The organism is Blautia sp. HA3515 (assembly GCF_059933065.1).
Genome location: NZ_JAYFUY010000097.1, coordinates 1 through 16724, shown reverse-complemented (window position 1 = coordinate 16724; position 16724 = coordinate 1). Strand labels below are relative to the sequence as shown.

14 protein-coding genes, 2 tRNA genes, 1 other RNA gene and 5 pseudogenes are annotated in these 16724 nt (G+C 45.3%); 6 read left to right on the top strand and 16 right to left on the bottom strand.

Annotation, left to right across the window (positions count from 1 at the left end):
* The 3 genes from R1Y93_RS08615 to R1Y93_RS08605 form a co-directional block, all read right to left on the bottom strand.
* Positions 1-517 (bottom strand): glutamate ligase domain-containing protein (locus R1Y93_RS08615; protein WP_500822500.1); only part of this gene is annotated, 517 nt, incomplete at its 3' end.
* The gene (locus R1Y93_RS08610) at positions 474-776 is read right to left on the bottom strand and encodes a Mur ligase family protein (RefSeq protein ID WP_500822499.1); all 303 of its coding nucleotides are present in this window, start codon (positions 774-776) and stop codon (positions 474-476) included. The genes R1Y93_RS08615 and R1Y93_RS08610, both read right to left, overlap by 44 nt.
* Complete coding sequence (locus R1Y93_RS08605) at positions 739-975, bottom strand: hypothetical protein (protein WP_500822498.1); 237 nt, start codon at positions 973-975, stop codon at positions 739-741. Before R1Y93_RS08605 ends, R1Y93_RS08610 begins: the two co-directional genes overlap by 38 nt.
* Before the next feature lie 343 nt (positions 976-1318).
* On the opposite strand from R1Y93_RS08605, the gene R1Y93_RS08600 reads away from it, so the two are divergent.
* From R1Y93_RS08600 to R1Y93_RS08590, 3 genes and pseudogenes are all read left to right on the top strand, one after another.
* Positions 1319-1759 (top strand): putative ABC transporter permease, encoded by a 441-nt coding sequence (locus R1Y93_RS08600; protein ID WP_500822497.1) that lies wholly within the window; start codon positions 1319-1321, stop codon positions 1757-1759.
* A pseudogene (gene pyrB, locus R1Y93_RS08595) lies at positions 1756-2681 on the top strand (aspartate carbamoyltransferase). The gene R1Y93_RS08600 and the pseudogene pyrB overlap by 4 nt, the downstream one beginning before the upstream one ends.
* A pseudogene (locus R1Y93_RS08590) lies at positions 2675-3113 on the top strand (aspartate carbamoyltransferase regulatory subunit). The pseudogenes pyrB and R1Y93_RS08590 overlap by 7 nt, the downstream one beginning before the upstream one ends.
* Positions 3114-3195: 82 nt before the next feature.
* Here R1Y93_RS08590 and rnpB read toward each other — a convergent pair.
* The 8 genes and pseudogenes from rnpB to R1Y93_RS08550 all read right to left on the bottom strand — a co-directional run bounded on the left by rnpB (position 3196) and on the right by R1Y93_RS08550 (position 10779).
* Positions 3196-3542, bottom strand: an RNA gene (gene rnpB / locus R1Y93_RS08585) — RNase P RNA component class A.
* 51 nt (positions 3543-3593) lie between these two features.
* Positions 3594-5257 (bottom strand): annotated as a pseudogene (locus R1Y93_RS08580) (uridine kinase family protein).
* A 36-nt stretch (positions 5258-5293) separates the two neighbouring features.
* Positions 5294-6085: a Nif3-like dinuclear metal center hexameric protein gene (locus tag R1Y93_RS08575; RefSeq protein ID WP_500822496.1), complete on the bottom strand. Its 792-nt coding sequence runs from the start codon at positions 6083-6085 to the stop codon at positions 5294-5296.
* Complete coding sequence (locus tag R1Y93_RS08570; RefSeq protein ID WP_500822495.1) at positions 6072-6320, bottom strand: hypothetical protein; 249 nt, start codon at positions 6318-6320, stop codon at positions 6072-6074. Before R1Y93_RS08570 ends, R1Y93_RS08575 begins: the two co-directional genes overlap by 14 nt.
* A gap of 19 nt (positions 6321-6339) precedes the next feature.
* Positions 6340-6774, bottom strand: coding sequence for a class I SAM-dependent methyltransferase (locus R1Y93_RS08565; protein ID WP_500822494.1), 435 nt, complete (start codon positions 6772-6774; stop codon positions 6340-6342).
* Positions 6775-6787: 13 nt separating this feature from the next.
* Positions 6788-7915, bottom strand: coding sequence for an RNA polymerase sigma factor RpoD (gene rpoD, locus R1Y93_RS08560; protein ID WP_500822493.1), 1128 nt, complete (start codon positions 7913-7915; stop codon positions 6788-6790).
* Between the two features lie 42 nt (positions 7916-7957).
* A pseudogene (gene dnaG, locus R1Y93_RS08555) lies at positions 7958-9756 on the bottom strand (DNA primase).
* A 12-nt stretch (positions 9757-9768) separates the two neighbouring features.
* Entirely contained in the window at positions 9769-10779 is a 1011-nt protein-coding gene (locus tag R1Y93_RS08550; protein WP_500822491.1) for a deoxyguanosinetriphosphate triphosphohydrolase, read from the bottom strand.
* A 235-nt stretch (positions 10780-11014) separates the two neighbouring features.
* Between R1Y93_RS08550 and R1Y93_RS08545 the strand changes: the two genes are divergently transcribed.
* Positions 11015-11099, top strand: a tRNA-Leu gene (locus tag R1Y93_RS08545).
* 161 nt (positions 11100-11260) lie between these two features.
* Here R1Y93_RS08545 and R1Y93_RS08540 read toward each other — a convergent pair.
* The 4 genes and pseudogenes from R1Y93_RS08540 to R1Y93_RS08525 all read right to left on the bottom strand — a co-directional run.
* Entirely contained in the window at positions 11261-13189 is a 1929-nt protein-coding gene (locus R1Y93_RS08540; RefSeq protein ID WP_500822490.1) for a RelA/SpoT-related domain-containing protein, read from the bottom strand.
* A gap of 226 nt (positions 13190-13415) precedes the next feature.
* Positions 13416-13500, bottom strand: a tRNA-Leu gene (locus R1Y93_RS08535).
* Positions 13501-13729: 229 nt separating this feature from the next.
* Positions 13730-14785 (bottom strand): ComEC/Rec2 family competence protein, encoded by a 1056-nt coding sequence (locus tag R1Y93_RS08530; RefSeq protein ID WP_500822488.1) that lies wholly within the window; start codon positions 14783-14785, stop codon positions 13730-13732.
* Between the two features lie 197 nt (positions 14786-14982).
* Positions 14983-15588 (bottom strand): annotated as a pseudogene (locus R1Y93_RS08525) (peptidoglycan-binding domain-containing protein); the annotation flags it as partial.
* 149 nt (positions 15589-15737) lie between these two features.
* Between R1Y93_RS08525 and R1Y93_RS08520 the strand changes: the two are divergent.
* Together R1Y93_RS08520 and R1Y93_RS08515 are read left to right on the top strand one after the other, a co-directional pair.
* Positions 15738-16028, top strand: a complete 291-nt coding sequence (locus tag R1Y93_RS08520) for a nucleotidyltransferase family protein (RefSeq protein WP_500822486.1) — start codon at positions 15738-15740, stop codon at positions 16026-16028.
* Positions 16015-16425 (top strand): HI0074 family nucleotidyltransferase substrate-binding subunit, encoded by a 411-nt coding sequence (locus tag R1Y93_RS08515; protein WP_500822485.1) that lies wholly within the window; start codon positions 16015-16017, stop codon positions 16423-16425. The genes R1Y93_RS08520 and R1Y93_RS08515 overlap by 14 nt, the downstream gene beginning before the upstream one ends.
* A 77-nt stretch (positions 16426-16502) precedes the next feature.
* Here R1Y93_RS08515 and R1Y93_RS08510 read toward each other — a convergent pair.
* The coding region (locus tag R1Y93_RS08510) for a PD-(D/E)XK nuclease domain-containing protein (RefSeq protein ID WP_500822484.1) at positions 16503-16724 on the bottom strand (222 nt) is incomplete at its 5' end.

The window sequence follows — 16724 nt, the reverse complement described above, 5'->3', positions numbered from 1 at the left end:
CCGGAGTCTGAATGGTAAACACTTGCTGTGCAAATGGAAGTGTTTTGGAAAGCACGCTCCTGCAGTCCTTATCTCTGAACATGCCCATAATGTAAATCAGCTTCTGTCCTTCATTTTTCCCCATAAAGTAATGCCGGATGGTCTCTGCCATCATATCAGCGGCTCCCGGATTATGTGCCCCGTCCACGATCAACAGCGGATCCTTGTGGATCACTGTAAAACAGCCTTCCAGCTGGCTGATAGAAGCCCTTCCTTTCTCTCCTTCAGACTGGTAGGATAACCAAGTTCCTCCAAAAGCTCCAGAGCTTTTAATGCAAGCACGCTGTTTTTCTTTCTGATAAACTCCTGCAGGGGAAATCCTGTATTCCTCTCCCTTCAGCCAGAAGCTTTGTCCCCAGATCCCTTCTTCCGTGATCTGTGCCTCACTGCTGTCTGCATACACAAAAGGAATCTCCATCTTTTCACATCTTTCCTTAAGCGCTGCCTCTGCCTCCGGTTTTTGTTTCACTGTGACCATAGGGCATCCTTTTTTTGATGATCCCTGCCTTTTTCTCTGCGATTTCCCTAAGGGTGCTGCCAAGAAATCCCATGTGATCCATACTAATGGAAACAATTATGGACAGTACCGGCTGTTTAATGATGTTGGTCGCATCCAGATCGCCGCCCATTCCTACTTCCAGCAGTACAATATCACAGTTTTCTTTTTTAAAATATAAAAAAGCGGCAGCGGTTTCAATTTCAAAAGGGGTTGGATGAGGCAGGCCTTCCCTGGTCATTTCCCGGATCAGCTTCCGAAATCTCAGTCACACACTCCGCAAATTCTTCACAGGTAATTCTCTCCCCACAGATCTCAAGACGCTCACGATAAGAATAAAGGGTTGGGGAAACATAGCGTCCTACACGATATCCTGCCTTTCCAAGGACAGAATACAGATATGCAATAACAGATACCTTTGCCGTTGGTACCAGCCACATGGATAACCTTCAGGCTGTCCTGTGGATTACCAAGACGTTTCATCATCTCATACATATTATCAAGGCCGAGAACACTGCCATATCTCTCTGCATCCTTAATATATGCACGGCTTTCACCATAGTCCATCTCTACTGCTCCTCTAATTTATTATGAATGTCCCGGACAGCAGCCACGCCTGTATAAGCAGGTGCATGGATATTGGTCGGGCCAGATTTCATATTATTATATCCTACACGTATTAATTTTTCAAGGCAGGCAATACTAGTTTCATGTAAAATAATTGTAAAATAGGTACTGGATGATATAAAAAAATTTTATTCTTTTTTGCGGACTTACAGGCTGGTGTCTGGAAATCTTCTGGACAGGCCTTCATGCATTTTTACAGGGCGAAACCACTATGATGGGAAAAACCTCCCTGCTGATGTTTCCTCTTATGGCTGTGCCTCTGTAATCCCGATCATCTACCAAAGGATCTCCTGCATCCCAACAGTCTGCAGAGGTCTTGTATATACAGCAGGAATTTTCTTTACAGAGTTTACCAGCGGCAGCATTCTGAAGCATTTTCATATGTGCCCCTGGAATTACAATGATGCCCCTCTTCAGTACAAAGGACTGATCCGTCTGGATTATGCCCCATTGCTGGTTTATCACAGGTCTTCTCTTTTGAAAAAATACTTACAAAATCATCTTGAAAAAATCACCCAAGTATTATATCATAGACCGAAAGGATTTTTGAAAAAAGTCTGTTACAACATCACAATCATACATGGAGGTATGAAATGAGACATTTAATGAGTCCGCTGGATCTGTCCACCGAAGAACTTGAAAAAATTCTGGATCTGGCCAGCGATATTGAGAAGGATCCTAAGAAATATGCAACATCCGTGCGATGACAAGCGTCTTGCCACTCTTTTTTATGAGCCAAGCACACGTACACGATTAAGCTTTGAAGCAGCCATGATGAATCTTGGCGGCAAGGTTCTTGGTTTCTCATCCGCTGATTCCAGTTCCGCATCCAAGGGCGAAAGTGTTGCTGATACTATCAGGGTTGTTTCCTGTTATGCAGATATCTGCGCGATGCGTCATCCTAAAGAGGGAGCTCCTCTTGTTGCTTCTCTTGCATCTAACATCCCTGTGATCAACGCCGGTGATGGCGGTCATCAGCATCCCACTCAGACATTAACTGACCTGCTTACCATTCGTTCCCTTCATGGACGTCTTGACAACCTTACCATCGGTCTGTGCGGCGATCTGAAATTCGGACGTACTGTACACTCTCTGATTGAGGCACTGGTGCGTTACAAAAACGTCAAATTTATCCTGATCTCCCCAGAAGAGCTGCGGATCCCAAGCTATATCCGCGAAGATGTTCTGAAGCGGAATAACATTGAGTTCCAGGAGGTCGAGACGTCTGGAGGAAGCTATTCCTGAGTTGGATATCCTGTATATGACCCGTGTGCAGAAGGAGCGTTTCTTCAACGAAGAAGATTATGTACGCATGAAAGACTTCTATATTCTGGACAAGACCAAGCTGGAGCTTGCCAAAGAAGACATGTACATACTTCATCCTCTTCCACGAGTAAATGAGATCGCAGTGGAGGTTGACTCCGATCCAAGAGCAGCTTATTTCAAACAGGTCCAGTACGGCGTTTATGTCCGCATGGCTCTGATTCTCACGTTACTGGAGGTAGAATTACCATGTTAAATGTAGGTGCACTTCGTGAAGGTTACGTATTAGACCATATCAAAGCAGGAAAGGCAATGACCATCTACCATGACCTGAAGCTTGACAAGCTTGACTGTACAGTAGCGATCATCAAGAATGCCCGCAGCAACAAAATGGGCAAAAAGGACATCATCAAGGTTGAATGCCCTATTGAGAAGCTTGATCTTGATATTCTTGGTTTTATTGATCATAATATCACAGTTAATATCATCAAGGATGAGAAGATCGTTCAGAAAAAAGAGCTTCGTCTTCCGAAGCAGGTGGTAAATGTGATCCGCTGTAAGAATCCCCGCTGCATTACTTCTATCGAGCAGGGGCTTGACCAGGTATTTGTACTGGCTGATGGAAGAAAAAGAAGTCTACCGCTGCAAGTACTGTGAAGAGAAATGTTCCGGACACAGAAATAAATAAAATGATCTCCCCATAAAACTACAGCCCCGGTGTCCATGGATCCGCGGGCTGTTGCTATTTAAAAAATAATTTGTTATTTTACTGCGTAAGTAAACCTATAAGCCGGGTTATGTCTTGGGTAATCATCTATCTAGGCCATCCGTTACCGAATGGCTCAAGCGGCCCGCCTGAAAGCACGACGGGCAGCCGTATCGCTTTCTTCTCGGCCTTGCTTCAAATGGAGTTTACATGTGCCCGTCCTGTTACCAGGCCGGCGGTAGTCTCTTACACTGCCTTTCCACCCTTACCGGAAAACCGGCGGTTTATTTCTGTTGCACTGGTCTGGGAGTTGCCTCCACCGGACGTTATCCGGCATCCTGCCCTGTGAAGCCCGGACTTTCCTCGTCTGAACCCTTTCGTCTGTTCAGCCGCGATTACCTGGTCTGCTTACGCAAATGCTATTCTAGCATCGTTTTTTCTGTGTGTAAAGCCCAAAATCACTTACACATTAAAACAGCTGCCGCCAACAAACTCCCTGAGGATGGAATTATTTGGGATCTCTTCACTAGGCACTGCCACAAAATAGTCCAGGAACTTTAGCAAGCGGTTGGCTTCCAGATATTCTGGCTCCCCTTTCTTAATGCCAAATAGAAGAGGCTCAACATAAACCTTCAGGCATGCCAGTTCATAGATCAGAGCAGAGTTAAACATAACATCCGCCCCTTCCTGGAACGGAAAAATATTCTGCTCCTCTCCTCTACGCACAGAGGGCCATCTGGCAATTGTCTCCTTTGCAGAAGTGCCCCTGGTTCTTGCATCCCGAACGATCCTTCGGATCAGACGTCCGTCAGTGGTGGCGATCCGGTTATGCTCATCCACATTCAGCTGAGTCAGTGCACTGATATAGATCTTAAATTTGCTTTCTGATGGAAGCGCATAACTTAACCGGTCATTTAATCCATGAATGCCCTCGATCACCAGAATATCCCCTTTGCCAAGCTGCAGATAGTCTCCTTTATACTCTCTCTGCCCTGTTTTGAAATTGAACACAGGCATTTCTACCCGCTTTCCTGCAAGCAATGCAAGCATGTCTTTGTTAAACTGCTCTACATCAAGGGCTTCCAGACATTCATAATTCTTTTCCCCGAATTCATCTACAGGAGTATTCTCTCTGTTTACAAAAATAATTATCTACAGCAATAGGATGAGGGTTCAGCCCATGTGCAGAAAGCTGTATGGAAAGCCTGTGGGAAAACGTAGTCTTTCCGGAAGAAGAAGGTCCGGCGATCATTACAAACTTCTTATCTCCGGCAGCGGCGATCTGCCTTGCGATCTCAGAAATCTTGGACTCCTGAAGTGCCTCCTGGATCAAAAGGATCTGACGCAGACCTTTGACAACGATCTGGTCATTCAGTTCCCCAACTGTGGAAATATCAAGCCGGTCTCCCCACTCCTCGGAAGTCTTCTGTACCTGAAAAAGCTTATCTTTTGGCACAAACTCCGGGATCTGATCCGGGGTCTTTGCCTCCGGAAGCATAAGAACCATACCCTCTTTATATAAAACCAGGTCAAAATACTTTATATATCCGGTATTGCATGCCATAAAACCGTAATAATAATCTTCAAAATTCTCGATGCTGTAGATGTTCACCTTGGACACACGGCGATATCGGAACAGTTTCTCTTTATCATACATGCCATGTTTGTGAAATAATTCAATGGCTTCATCTGTTCCAACGCTTCGTTTCATGATCGGTATATTTGCATCAACAATCTGATGCATCCGTGTTTTTACCTGATCCAGAAACTGCTGATCCACCTGCTGCTTGCCGGAAATGGTAAAATAATAGCCTGCTCCAATGGAATAATGAAGCACTGCCTTTTCTATATTTTCTTTACCGGCTACATCATAAACTGCTTTCAGAAAGATCATGCAGGCGCTGCGCCTGTATGCATGGTTTCCGATATTTTCCCTGGTTGTGACAAAGCGCAGGGTGCAGTCTCTTTTCACTTTTTTGTGAAGCTCTTTCAGTTTCCCCATTGGAAACCACAAGGATCACAGGTGCTTTTTCATCTGCCGGGTATTCCTTAACAATATCCATATAGGAAATTTCCTTTGGATATTCCTTAACAGTTTCGTTTATGGTTACTTTTACTGTCTCCATGTATAGCACCTCCATTTCTATGGCGTGCTGATGGTATCACATATCTGCCATCAGGGTATAGGGACACTGAACCTTTGCACATGTTACTTTCAGCCCGCCAAATACTTCCTGTATTCTTTTTTTCATGGCATCCATAAAAATGTACTCTGTGCCATAATGACCTGCATCGATCACTGCCAGCCCCGCCTGCAGGGCATCGATCCCTGTATGATGATCGATATCTCCGGTCACATACACATCTGCTCCTGCTGCCAGTGCATCCGGAATCATGCTTTTTCCGGATCCTGTGCAAACAGCAGCCCGCTTTACAGGCATCTTTAGATCTCCGTACACTCTCACATCCTTCAGCTTTAAAGATGCTTTGATAAAATCTGCGTATTCTCCAAGACTCATCTCTTTTGGCAGATTGCCTGCTCTTCCAAATCCCTGTGTCCCTTCCGGGCCGTCCTCCGTCACAGACAAAACGCTGGTCTGTGAAATACCAATATATTCTGCACTTAGATCTGCCATTCCAAGAATATCATAATTGGTATGCATGGCATAATAAGGAATATCTTCCAGGATCAGCCGGATCACCTTTCTGCCTGTAAAATCATGGGTATTGATCTTTTTCAGACCCGAAAATATCATAGGATGATGAGTAATGATCATATCTGCGCCACAGGAAACTGCTTCCTCCAGCACACGGTCTGTAAGATCCAGCGCAAGAAAAATATGAGAAATCTCTTTCTGATCATCTCCCACCAAAAGACCTACATTATCCCAGTCCTCTGCTGCCGAAGAAGGAAACTCCTTCTCCAGCCAGTCCGTCAGTTCACATGCTTTCATATCTTGTAAGCGCAGCCATTAAAAGCTGCTGTTCCTCCTCTACCTCTGCTTTTCGCTCCCTGGCGCCTTCTCCTGCATCCGCCAGCTTTTCCAGGATCTTCTTACGGATCCCAAGCTCCCTTTGCAAATAAAGCTTAAGCACCGGATGCCTGGCTTCTAAAAGAAATTTCCCAAAGGCTTCTTCTTCCTTTGTCCAGGGAACACATCCTTCTATGCTCCTGGTCACACGCATCATAGGATAAAATTTGCCATCCTCAAGGATCAGCTCCTCTTCCCAGGATCTCCCAGCCCTGTTCCCGGATAAAATGCCGGAAATGGCACACATCCGACTGAGGCTGCAGGATCAGTTCCTGGAAAGAATCCAGCACCTGCTTTCCTTCTGTCAGGATCCGTTCCATCAAAGGGCCTCCCATTCCTGCGATCACCAGGGTATCTCCCTCTCCGGCCTTCAGTGCAGACAAGCCATCAGAAAGACGAAGTTCTATGTAATCTGAAACCCCGTACTGCTGCACATGCTCCTTTGCCCGAAGCAGCGGGCCTTTCCTCACATCCATTGCAATCGCAGAAGGGATCTTTTTATTCAAAACCAGGTACACCGGCAGATATCCATGATCACAGCCCACATCTACCAGCCGGTTGCCGCCATGCACCATTTTACTGATGGCAGCCAAACGTAAAGACAACTGCATACGCTTCTCCTGATCAATCCAAATAATCTTTTAATTTACGGCTGCGGCTTGGGTGGCGAAGCTTTCTGAGGGCCTTTGCCTCAATCTGGCGGATACGCTCTCTGGTAACATTAAACTCCTTGCCAACCTCTTCCAATGTTCTTGCACGGCCGTCATCCAATCCAAAACGAAGTCTGAGCACCTTCTGCTCTCTTTCGGTAAGGGTTCCCAGAACTTCAACCAGCTGCTCCTTAAGAAGGGTGAAGGCTGCTGCATCTGCAGGAACAGGTACATTATCATCCTGGATAAAATCACCCAGATGACTGTCCTCTTCCTCACCGATGGGTGTCTCCAAAGATACTGGTTCCTGGGAAATCTTCAGGATCTCACGCACCCGTTCTACAGACATGTCCATCTCGTCTGCGATCTCTTCCGGGGCAGGTTCCCGTCCCAGCTCCTGAAGCAGCTGTCTGGAAACACGGATCAGCTTGTTAATGGTCTCTACCATGTGAACAGGGATACGGATGGTTCTTGCCTGGTCTGCAATGGCTCTGGTGATCGCCTGACGGATCCACCATGTAGCATACGTACTGAACTTATAGCCTTTTCTGTAATCAAATTTCTCAACTGCCTTGATCAGTCCAAGATTTCCCTCCTGGATCAGGTCAAGAAACAGCATTCCCCGGCCTACATAACGCTTTGCAATACTGACCACCAGACGCAGGTTAGCCTCTGCCAGTCTTTTCTTGGCTTCCTCATCTCCCTGTTCCATTCTTTTTGCCAGTTCGATCTCCTCTTCTGCTGTAAGAAGAGGCACTTTGCCGATCTCTTTCAGATACATGCGGACCGGATCCTCAATGCTGACCCCTTCAGGTACGGAAAGATCGATCTTATCCAGTTCCACTTCTTCTTCATCATCCAGGCCGTCAATATCCACATCGTCATCCAGGATCATGTCCTCTCCGCTGTTTCCAGTGATACGGAGAACATCTACACCGCTGGCCTCCAGAAAATCAAAAACCTTTTCCATCTGATCCACATCCAGTGGCTGGTCTTTGAAAAAGTCACTGATCTCCTGATATTCCAGCACATTTTTTTTCTTTTTTGCAAGTTCCAGAAGCTCTACAAGTTTCTCGCTGAATTTGCCCATATTCATTTCCATAGGTGTTTTAACCTCCATATAGTGTTTATATTTTATCCTTATTCAAAGGAAATATGCAGCTGCTGTCTTTTTTCTTCCCAGATCCTCCAGTTCCTTCTTGGCCTTTACAAGCTCTTGCAGCCCGGCCATGTCTGTAGGATCCCAGTTTTTATTTTTTCTCTGCAAGGCTACCCTGCTTAATACGGATCAGGGTGTCGCTAAATGCCCGTTCCTGCTCTTCCACTGTTTCCAGATGGATGGTTGCATTAAAAAGCGATGCCACCTCCCGCTGCTCTTCGCTGTCAGTAAAGCTGTTCAGAAGCCGTGCCGGATTCACATCTCCCTGGGCATGCTGTTCAAAAAGCATTTCTGCCACTTCATGATATAAAGGAACGATAAAATCCCCTGGTGACAGATATTTCTCCACTGTATCAAAAATCCCCGGATAAGTTACAAGCCAGGTCAGCATCAGCTTCTGAGCCTTATCTGCTGCAGATTCCTTCTTCTGTGCCTGACGGGCTTCCACAGTCTTTGGCTGCTGCCGCTGCTCTATAGGCGTTCCCTTCATAGCCAGGGTATTTACTCTTTTGCGAAGATCCTCCACGCTGATCCCATACCTGTGATACTGCCTGACAATGGCTTCTATGTAAAGATTCCGCTCAAGCTCATCCGATAATTCCAGAAGAAGCCGTGCACAGCGTTCAAAGAAACGATTCTGTCCCTGCGGCTCCTCCATAGGGAAATCCTTCTCTGATACGCTCACCCGGAACATGAAGCTGTCTTTTGCCTGATCCAACCTCTGCAAAAAGGCCTCTGCTCCTTCTGTCTTGATAAATTCATCTGGATCCTTGTGGGGCTTCAGATCCACAACTCTGGAATTGATCCCCGCTTCCCGCAGTATGGGAATGGCACGTAGTGCTGCCTTCACTCCTGCCTCATCACTGTCATACAAAAGCAGTACCTCCTGGGTGTATCGCTTCAGAAGGCTGGCGTGCCCGGAAGTCAAGCGAGGTTCCTAGGGACGCCACTGCGTTAGGTAAAGCCTGCCTGATGCATAGAGATCACATCCATATAACCTTCGCACAGGATCAGATATGGCTTTCTGGATGTACGGGCCACATTCAGCCCATACAGGTTACGGCTTTTGTCAAAGATCTTTGTCTCCGGGGAATTCAGGTACTTGGGCTTTCCTTCTCCCATGACCCTGCCGCCTGAAACCGATCACCCGGTTATTCACATCCATAATCGGGAAAATAACCCGGTTCCAGAATTTGTCATACATCCCATGACGTTCATCCACATTAAACAAACCGCTGTCCCGCAGCTGATCGTCACCATAGCCCTTGCCTTTCAGAAATTTGTAAAGGTCATCGCTGAACTTGTCCGAGTACCCAAGGCCAAATTTCCGGATGGTCTCATCACTTAATCCTCTGTCTGTAAGATATCGATAACCGATCTGCCCGCTTTCTCTGCGAAGCTGATAATAAAAATACTGGGCAGCCTGCCGGTTGATCTCAAGAAGAGTCTCCCGCTGCTTTGCCTTTTCCCTGGCTTCGCTGGGATATTCTGATCCTTGGAAGCTGTACCCCCGCCCGGTCTGCTAGATGGGAAAGAGCCTCACCAAAGGAATAATTCTCATATTCCATTACAAAATTAAATACGTTTCCTCCTGCACCACAGCCAAAGCAGTAATACATCTGCTTGGATGGGGTAACAGAAAAGGAAGGCGTTTTCTCATTGTGGAATGGACACAGCCCAAAATAGGAGCTGCCTCTCCTGGTAAGCTTCACATATTGTGAAACCACATCCACAATATCATTTTTCATCCTGACTTCTTCAATAATATCGTCAGAATATCGCATGTGCATCCTCCTCTAATATACTTCCCATGCTTTCGGAATATATATTTCCCGGAACTTTTCCATGGAATACTGGTCTGTCATCCCTGCAAGATAATCGCATACAGCCTGAGCCACAGACTCCTGCTTCCTATTGATCAGTTCCCTGTATTCTCCGGACATAGCTTCCGGATGTTCTGTATAATACTGATATAATTCAGTAAGCATCTTGATTGCCTTGGATTCTTCTTTCTTTGCTACAGGATTCAGGTAAACATCCTGGAACATAATGCTGCGAAGATCCATCATTGCCTCCTGTACCTGAGGCGACATACTGATCGCCGGACGGTCCAGGCTGTTCTCAATAATATCATGTACAAAGGTGTTCAGCCTCTCACGTGTGGTATACCCAAGAAACATCCTAAGTGTAACCGGCAGATCATCCTCTGTCAGGATCCCTGCCCTTTGGGCATCATCCATATCATGATGGATATAGGCGATCTTATCAGCAAAGCGCACCACCTGTCCCTCCAGTGTGGAAGGATGACCGCTGGTACGATGATTCAGGATCCCGTCCCTGGTCTCCCAGGTCAGATTCAGTCCTTCCCCATTTTTCTCCAGAAGCTCTACCACCCGAAGACTCTGGCTGCAATGCTCAAAGCCTCCCGGATGTACCTGGTTTAGTGCACGCTCGCCTGCATGGCCGAAAGGTGTATGACCCAGATCATGCCCCAGGGCAATGGCCTCCACCAGATCCTCATTCAGCCGCAATGCCTTTGCAATGGTACGTGCGATCTGCGATACCTCCAGAGTATGGGTAAGCCTGTTCCTGTAATGATCTCCCTGTGGTGCAAGAAAAACCTGCGTCTTATCCTTCATCCTGCGGAAAGCCTTGCAGTGCAGGATCCGGTCCCTGTCTCTTTGATAAACGGTCCTCACATCACATTCTTCTTCCGGTCTGCCACGCCCCCTGGAATCACCGCTTAAAGCAGCATAAGGGCTTAAAAGCTCCCGTTCTCTTTGTTCCATGCTCTCTCTGATATTCATCCAATTTCCTCCACAGAACAACCATGCGCCCGGCAGCACATACCGCCTGCCGGATCAACTGAGACAAACCTCTTATTAATTATATTCTACACAAAATTGCAAATTCCTCTTTTTTTCAAAAAAATCTTGAAAATTATTTTATTTTTTCAAAAAAGCTGTTGACTTTCCATAGGGCTTTTGATATACTACGTTTTGTTGCGAGGGCGAGAGACAAAAAGCCCATGAAATGCAGCATGCGGAAGTGTCGGAACTGGCAGACGAGCAAGACTAAGGATCTTGTAAGCATTGCGCTTGTGTGGGTTCAAGTCCCATCTTCCGCATTAAGATTTGAGAAACCTTTCATCAGAGAGGTTTCTTTTTTTGTCCTTAAGAAAAGAAATCCCTGTGGAACATTTAAAAAAGCCGTGTTCCACAGGGATTATATTTTGGGTTTCATTTTAGACTTTATTTTGGATTTTATTTTTGATTTTGTTTGGGATTTTTATTTAGGAATCTCAGTAAGGATCTCCAGCTTAAATCCTTCCCACATATCTGCAGACACATTCCATTCTCTCAGATCTGTAACGATCTTATGGTAAAATGCCTGTCCTCCTCTTACAATATCATAGGTACGGGCGTCTCCCCTTGCCTCCAGGTGACGGCCAAAGCTGCAGTTCTCCACATCCTCCGGTCCATAATCATCGATCTCTTTCCCTGGCCAGAAAATATATAATCTGGGAATATCCTCGATCTGTCTTGGATCAACTCCTGCAACATGAAGAAACTTCTTACCTGTGCTTTCGTGACAGGTAAATACATGGGCATACCGCCATACAGTCCTTGTAAAATCCGATACACGGAACTGCCCCAGCCAATCCTCATCCATCATACCATCCGGTGTGCTTCTGGAAATAACCAGCACTACTGGAAACATCCTCTTTGGATCCTTAAGTGCTGCTGCCAGCACGGAAAACTGATCCTCCTTTAAGATCCTGCGCCGGTTGGAGCAGGAAATCCCGCTGATGATCCCCACCTCATCTACAATAGACTTATAATATCCGGGGTAGCTGAAGAATACCACCCCTGGTTCCTGGGCGGAATGCTCTCTTTGCGGATCTGCATATCCATTGCAGACTTTCAGCAGCACCTGTCCATCTTTCACTTCCAGGCCGGCTTCTGAATACCAGATACGGCCGCCCACCTCCAGATCCATATGGCGCACATGCATGTTCATCCGAAGTTCTTCCGGGTTGTAGTTCACAGCCACATGGTAAGCCAGGATATCTGCGTGAAAGGTCACTGTTTCCCTTGGCATGCTCTTAAACAGGCCGCCATACTTCTCTACGATCCACTGATAAATAATATCTGCCGATCTTTTAAAAATAGAGGCAGCATCACAGGCAGAAGAATCCTTGATCCGGCTTCCATCCACCCGTGTATTCATCTGGAAAACATTATAACGGATCAATGGCTTCATCTCATAATGCCTGGACTCACCTGGGATCTCCTCACGGCCGTCATTGTATACGTCTCGTTCCTTAAAGATCGCTGTCAGCCGGCTGTCGTGAAACTGGCTGTCATTTAACAATGCAATAATGGTATTTACATTAATAGGCGTCTTCTTGGGACGTTTTAAAAGCTGTTCCACCAAAGTCTGTTTACTGGTTTTGTAAATTCGTTTTGCCAGATTATCTACCTGTTTGTCTTTATCCTCATCTAAAAGGCTGGCAACCTCCGGATAAAGAGTTCCTTCTCCAAGCTTCAGGCGGAAATGGCTTTTGATCATATCGCTCCATCTGCCTGACTTATAAAGAGAATGTCCCAGATCCTCAAATAAAGTGACCATGGATTTGTCACACAGCTCCAATGTAGCCAGGATACTGTTAAAGTATCTGGAAAATCCCTTGTAATTGTGCCAAAGCTCCTCCCCCTTGTAACGCATATCATGCTCGATCTCATGCCATCCTTCAAAAAACATGGTTTTGATCTGGATCTCAAATGTGTCATCAATACACATGTCCCATGTTTCCGGGGAAATCTCAGACCTGAGATACTCAGGCAGCTTACATACCCCGTTCAGCTTGGTTGGCTTAAACTCTTCTTCGCTGCGCTCTGATGTGGACCATCCCTCTACATCAAAAGTGTTCTCAACAATATTCTGGCAAATCTCCACATCATCATCAAAATAAAGGTTGATCCTTACTCCTACCAGATCCTGCAGCTTCTTATCCTCAGCACTATAATCCTTTAATTCAAATTTATGTGCCATGGATGCAGCCGTCTTTGTACGTGAAAAAACCCGGTAATACAATCCGCACTGCTCCAGACGGTCGCTGATGATCCTTTTTAAATCCTGTTCTACAATCGCAGGAACCTTTACTTTAGCAGCCAGTTCCTCCTTTGTGAATGTTACTCTTGTCTGTTCTTTCAAATATTCTACACCACCATTTTTATTCAGGTATACAATTGACTCCCATCACGGATGGTCATTTGTTTCCCACCATCTATCGAGGTGGAGTCACCTTACCTCTGATATATACCAGTTAAATTTCCTGCTTTTTGTCATACTTATTAAGTATAACAGATTTTCTCCATTAAAAAAAGAAGAAATGCATAAAAAAAGAAACCTTTACATCAAAAGGTTTCTCAAATCTTAATGCGGAAGATGGGACTTGAACCCACACAAGCGCAATGCTTACAAGATCCTTAGTCTTGCTCGTCTGCCAGTTCCGACACTTCCGCATGCTGCATTTCATGGGCTTTTTATCTTTCGCCCTCGCAACAGGTAGAATTATAGCAAATCATTTTTCAGAAGTCAAGATGTTTTTCAGAATTTTTTTTACAATTTCTTTTACAAAATTTTTGTAGATGCGCAGTGATTCTGTAAAGAATATGTCAGCTTACGCTGACCAGAATCACGCGCCAAGTCTCGCGGCTGCTCGACTTGAACTGCTTTCACACCAGGTGGCTGTCACCAGCATTTTTTGCAGGCCTCATACCCCTGTGCCACAGCCTGATCCACCGGCATTTCCACTGCCTTGGAAGGATTCATGTTCCCACAGTCCGGTCTGCTGTGATACTTGCTTCCAGTTGCAGAGATCCAGACCTGCTGCTCTGCTTCTGTATCCTGATCAAAGTTCCCATCCCCCAGATCCTGTATATCTGCATCAGTGCTCTGGCTGTTTTCGGTTGCTCCCTGTGTATACGTATATGCAGCAACACCTGCATCGCCTGCCATTGTGCCGGTATCGTCCGGATTCCCAGGTGTGTAATCATCGCAAGGAGAAACATCCCAAGTGATCCCGTTTCCTGTGGAGTACGCTGTCACTGTCCCCTGTTTATCCGTACGCAATACCTGGATCCCCATAGACTGCAGTTTTTCCATGGTATCTGCATCCGGATGTCCATAACTGTTCCCACTGCCGCAGCTGACTACTGCATATTCAGGCACTGCTGCCTGAAGAAGATCCCAGCTTGTGGAACTGGCTGAACCGTGATGGCCTACCTGCAGTACTGTGCATTCCAAGTCAAGCCCGGCTGCCACCATCTGTTCCTCGCTGCCATGCTCCGCATCTCCGGTAAATAAAAAACTGTCTTCTCCATTATCCAGCCGGATCACAACAGAACTGTTATTACTGTCCTGATCACTGGCATTTTGCGGCGCCAGCACAGTAAAAGTCCCACTGCCAACAGGATACACATCCCCAACAGATGGATGCTGCATCTTTAATCCCATCTGTTTTGCTTTACCCATAAAGGAAGTGTACAGCTGGGAATCATGCACATAATCCGGTCCTATCAGGTTCTCTACTGGAAAGCTGCTAAGACAGCCTACCAGCCCGCTGATGTGATCTGCATCATAATGTGATGCGATCATATAATCCAACTGCTGCACTCCCTGATCTTGCAGATAGGAAACCACATAACTGGAAGCATCCCTGCCACCGCCATCATAAAGAAGATTCTCTCCTTCTGACTGCACCAATATGGACAGACCCTGACCTACATCCAGAAAATGCACCTGCATATCTCCGGCCCACACCATTTGCGGAATAAGCAGAAAGAATAAAAATATCAATAATCCGTTTCTCAGTTTTTTCATCATTTGTACTCTCATGTCCTTTTTATGTTTGCGTATATTGTATCACCATTTTTTGCAAATAAAAATAGTAAACGCACATATTATTGATTCATTATTTTTGTACATCCCAGCAGATTATCTGTTTACTGAAGTTCTGCGATCCGGGTGACACCAACATAGATTTCCTGGATTTTGTACCAGGTACTGTAGTCCACAACTCCGGTTTCCGGAAGGCCGAAAATGTTCTGAAACTTCCGCACAGAAGCCTTTGTTAGCGGTCCATAGATTCCGTCCTCATTTACCCTTGGAAGTGCAGGATATGCCTGGCTGATGGCATTTAACTGTTCCTGGATCTGCAGCACCTTACTTCCGGACGCACCAATATCCAGATCGTACCCTGGCCACGAGGCAGGAACTCCTGAGATTTCCTCGGCTACATTGATATACATATCATTCCCATAAAAATATCTGAGGATTTCTATGGCGGAATATCCTCTGTCACCCAGAGCCTTGCTCCCCCATTGCGTCATCCGCCCACGGCTCTGGCACTCTACCTTCCGGCCATCACAATACTGGGTCAGGATCGGCTGACGCACATTTGGCCTGGAAAGATAGTTTTCAAAAAGTTCATCCACGATCCGGTCAATGGAATCAAAAATGTTCCTTCCCCGGATCCATTTATGATCATAGGCTGTAGATGAAGTAATGGTAAAATCATAGCCTTTATTCCGGTACCACCTGTTATATAGTCATTCAGGATTGGCACGATACAGTAAAATACACATTGCCAAATCCGAGATTGGATTACCATGCTTGTTAATTATTTTCAAATATGCTATTCTATAGAAAATCCTGACTACAATTTCTTATTCTACATCAGACATGGAGGTCACTGAAAATGGGATATGATCTTCCGGATCGGGTTTTAAGAGAGCTTTCTTTTTATGCCCGAAAGTATTCCGTCACAAGAATTATATTATTTGGTTCCCGTGCACGAGGTACTAACACCAAAAGAAGCGATATCGATATTGCAGTATACGGTGGAGATTTTGACAGCTTTTATTGGGACGTGAAAGAAAAAATCAATTCTCTATTAATGTTTGATATTGTACAGGCAGATTTGCCAATTTCAGATAAACTAAATAAAGAAATAAAAAGGGATGGTGTTGTCATTTATGAAAAAGCTTGATAATTTTTCAAACTGCCTGTCTATACTGAAAAATGCTGATTTTAAGTTTGCAGAAACAAATGATATTTACAGAACAGGCATTATTGGTCAGTTTAATCTTACTTTTGAACTGGCCTGGAAGGCATTGCAGGAAATAATGAAAATACATGGCGTAGAAGGTGCAGCCACCGGATCTCCACGAGAAATTTTACAGCTTGCTTATAAGATCGGTTTTTTAAATGACTCAGCAGTATGGATACTCATGTTAAAAAAGCGCAACACATCTGTCCATATATATAACGAAGAGGAAGTTGATGAACTGATTCTCCTTATTCGTGACAGCTTCCTGCCTGCTTTTGTTAATCTTGAAAAGTTACTTAACGAAAAATTAAATGAAGTCCAAAACGACTGGGCATAAATTTGAGGGGGCCGACAAGCCCCCTCAAATCATAGTTTCTCTTCTCCATTTTCTCACAATCATTGTTACATGAATCTTTACATTCTTTCAACGATCACTTTGCACTTCTTTTTACAGAAAGCAATCCCATATGCCAGTATATTATTTCTGTCCTCGTTACGAAGACGTTCATCATAACGTCGCTCCCGTATCTGACTCATTGCCCTTTCACATGCTTTTTCCAAACCATCAAATGTCTGTGCATACTTCAACTCAATAATCATCCCTGCATCAGGATCTTCCGGCTGAACGAATATATT

Bases quoted from the DNA above. Each gene is read 5' to 3' on its own strand.
- R1Y93_RS08565 (WP_500822494.1), bottom strand. From the start codon at position 6,774: ATGCAGTTGTCTTTACGTTTGGCTGCCATCAGTAAAATGGTGCATGGC.
- R1Y93_RS08610 (WP_500822499.1), bottom strand. From the start codon at position 776: ATGACCAGGGAAGGCCTGCCTCATCCAACCCCTTTTGAAATTGAAACC.
- rpoD (WP_500822493.1), bottom strand. From the start codon at position 7,915: ATGGAAATGAATATGGGCAAATTCAGCGAGAAACTTGTAGAGCTTCTG.
- R1Y93_RS08570 (WP_500822495.1), bottom strand. From the start codon at position 6,320: ATGATGCGTGTGACCAGGAGCATAGAAGGATGTGTTCCCTGGACAAAG.
- R1Y93_RS08605 (WP_500822498.1), bottom strand. From the start codon at position 975: ATGTGGCTGGTACCAACGGCAAAGGTATCTGTTATTGCATATCTGTAT.
- R1Y93_RS08575 (WP_500822496.1), bottom strand. From the start codon at position 6,085: ATGAAAGCATGTGAACTGACGGACTGGCTGGAGAAGGAGTTTCCTTCT.
- R1Y93_RS08520 (WP_500822486.1), top strand. From the start codon at position 15,738: ATGGGATATGATCTTCCGGATCGGGTTTTAAGAGAGCTTTCTTTTTAT.
- R1Y93_RS08530 (WP_500822488.1), bottom strand. From the start codon at position 14,785: ATGCAGGTGCATTTTCTGGATGTAGGTCAGGGTCTGTCCATATTGGTG.
- R1Y93_RS08515 (WP_500822485.1), top strand. From the start codon at position 16,015: ATGAAAAAGCTTGATAATTTTTCAAACTGCCTGTCTATACTGAAAAAT.
- R1Y93_RS08550 (WP_500822491.1), bottom strand. From the start codon at position 10,779: ATGAATATCAGAGAGAGCATGGAACAAAGAGAACGGGAGCTTTTAAGC.